Origin of the sequence: Caballeronia sp. BR00000012568055 (assembly GCF_029439455.1) — a bacterium.
Lineage (GTDB): Bacteria > Pseudomonadota > Gammaproteobacteria > Burkholderiales > Burkholderiaceae > Caballeronia.
This window is the reverse complement of record NZ_JAQFVG010000356.1, coordinates 1-2,659: the sequence shown is the minus strand read 5'-3', so window position 1 is coordinate 2,659 and position 2,659 is coordinate 1. Positions and strand designations below refer to the sequence as shown.

At 57.1% G+C, this 2,659-nt stretch carries 3 protein-coding genes and 1 pseudogene; all 4 read left to right on the top strand.

Annotation, left to right across the window (positions count from 1 at the left end):
• Nucleotides 1–135: pseudogene (locus P7F28_RS30880) on the top strand (MFS transporter); the annotation flags it as partial.
• Nucleotides 132–1,385, top strand: coding sequence for an arsenic transporter (locus P7F28_RS30875; RefSeq protein ID WP_277188983.1), 1,254 nt, complete (start codon nt 132–134; stop codon nt 1,383–1,385). The pseudogene P7F28_RS30880 and the gene P7F28_RS30875, both read left to right, overlap by 4 nt.
• A 35-nt stretch (nt 1,386–1,420) precedes the next feature.
• Nucleotides 1,421–1,867, top strand: coding sequence for a DMT family transporter (locus tag P7F28_RS30870; RefSeq protein WP_277188981.1), 447 nt, complete (start codon nt 1,421–1,423; stop codon nt 1,865–1,867).
• A 32-nt stretch (nt 1,868–1,899) separates the two neighbouring features.
• Nucleotides 1,900–2,535, top strand: a complete 636-nt coding sequence (locus P7F28_RS30865; RefSeq protein WP_277188979.1) for a CHASE3 domain-containing protein — start codon at nt 1,900–1,902, stop codon at nt 2,533–2,535.
• The last annotated feature ends 124 nt before the right edge of the window (nt 2,536–2,659 follow it).

Here is a 2,659-nt window from a genome sequence, read left to right as displayed (position 1 = left end):
TATGCCACCGCATTTCTGGTGCTCGGCGCGGTCTCGACCGGATCGCTCGCGCTGTGGCTCTTATTCGGTGCATCGATCAAAAAAGCGTGCGGTATTCATCGCGACCTGAACAACGACACTTCGCTTGCTACATGAATCCAATTTTTCTCTCCTGGGGTATTGGGCTGGCGGCTACGGCCGGCGTCATTCTGCGCCCTTTCAAATGGCCTGAAGCCATATGGGCCGTGACGGGCGCGTTGGTGCTGGTCGCGCTTGGCTTGCTGCCCGCCAGTCTTGCGTGGCAGGCAGTCGGAAAGGGAACAGACGTCTACCTGTTTCTTATCGGCATGATGCTGCTCTCCGAACTCGGACGCCGGGAAGGGCTGTTCGACTGGGTCGCGGTGCTTGCTGTCAACTTCGCGAAGGGCTCGCCTCGCAAGCTATTCTTGCTGGTGTACCTGGTCGGCGTTGTCGTCACTACTTTCCTGTCGAACGATGCAGCCGCGGTGGTTCTCACACCCGCCGTGTTTGCTGCTGCCAAGAAGGCCGATACGAAGCCGCTCCCGCTTCTATTCGTCTGCGCGTTCATCGCCAATGCGGCGAGCTTTGTCTTGCCCATCTCCAATCCCGCGAACCTCGTGCTCTACGCCAATCACACGCCTGCATTGGGACTGTGGGTAGCACGGTTCGCGGTGCCATCCGTGCTGTCCATTGTCGCGACGTTTCTCATGTTGCTATGGACCCAGCGCGACGAACTCAACGGTCGATGTGCAGCGGATTTGCCCGTCGAGAAGCTGAGTGCCAATGGGAAGCTGACGCTGGCGGCGATAGGCGTGACTGCCGTTGTCTTGCTGACGGTTTCAGCACTCGACATGCAATTGGGTCTGCCGACCGCCTGTCTCGGCATACTGACTGCAGTCATTGTCTTGATCAAAGAACGGCAGTCACCGATGCATCTGATGCGGGAGATTTCGTGGAGTGTCCTGCCGCTGGTGGCGGGTCTCTTCGTGCTCGTCGAGATGCTGGACCATACGGGCGTGATCAAGAGTCTCTCGAATCTCCTGATATCTGTAACGCACGATAACGCAACGATGAGCGCGGCGATTTCCGGCCTTGTCATCGCGTTCGGCAGCAACGCGATCAACAATCTACCGGCAGGGTTGATTGCGAGTGCAACGGCCTTGCAGGCTCACAGTCCCGAACGCGTGATCGATGCCTTGCTGATCGGCGTCGATCTCGGCCCGAACCTGTCCATCACAGGTTCGCTGGCGACCATCCTGTGGCTCACATCGATCCGACGTGAGGGCGAGGAAGTCACGTTCCTGCAATTCTTCAAGGTCGGCACGTTGGTCATGGTGCCTGCGCTCATTTTGTCGCTCGGCGCACGACTGCTGATCGGACCGTAAGCCACATAAAAATAAGCGAACGCAACGGAGATAACATGAACAATGCGTGGATCTATCCTTTCATCATCATCGGCGGTTTTCTTCAGGCGGCAGGCGCGCCAATCAATGGCGAACTTAAAAGTTCGTTAGTCAATCCGTGGCTTGCCTCGGCCGTCTCGTTTCTGCTGGTTACGTTTGTCGCTATCGCAATGTTCTGGATCCAGCCGACGCCATTGCCGACGCTGGAAAATCTACGCAGCATGAAGTGGTGGGCGCCGCTCGGCGGCATAGTCGGCGCGGTGGCCGTGTTTGCGGGGCTGACATTGGTTCAGAAAGTTGGCGTAGGAACATTGAATGGGCTGACGATCTGCGCCAACCTGGTCGCCTCGGTCGCGATCGATCACTTTGGTCTACTTGGCGTTCCTGATCATCCGATCAGCTGGATTCGTTTTCTCGGCACTCTCCTGATGGTGTGCGGTGTGGCAATCGTGATGCATTTCTAGGGTATCGGGCGATGAGCTCGTCACGCGACTGGATGCAGCGCTGGCACTCCTTCGATTGGCGAGTCGTGCCACTCATCGCACTCGTTCTGGTGACCTCGGGCACATCGTTCGGCTATCACCGGATCTTGCTCGCGCAGCGCGATTGGATCGAGCATACCTACCAGGTTCTATCGGCGCTGGAATCAACGCTCCAACTCATCACTGACGCGGAGACGGGACAGCGCGGGTATATCTTGACTGGGAAATCGACTTACCTCGCTCCGTACCGGCAAGCCGTGCAAACGGTTCAGTCGCTTCCTTCCAGGCTGCGGCAACTCGTGAAGGATAGTCCTACGCAGCTTAACCGAGTGCATGAGCTTGAACTCGCTCTAGACGCCAAGCTCGAGGAACTGCAACAGACGCTAGCAACGCTTGATACGCAGGGGCTGACGTCGGCAAGAGCAATGGTTCTCAGTGATGTGGGACGTGAGCACATGGATCGAATTCGTGCGCTCATCTCGCAGATGCGTTCTTACGAGACGGATCTTTTGGCTGCGCGCACCGCACGAGCTTCGCGACTCGAACATCAGATGCTGGTCATCACGATTTTCCTTGCAGCGTTGTCGATCGGCGTGAGGATCGCACTGTATCGCCGTGCCGTGCGTACTCGTATGGGTGTGGAATCGTGAGCAGGCATGTACCTGGCTTTCTGGCAAATCGCGCCCAATTCAAACTAACAATAAAAGACCATTGCAGCGCAAGGAATGCCCGGTATGCTAAACGCATTGGCCCACTCCTACGATTGGCAGACAT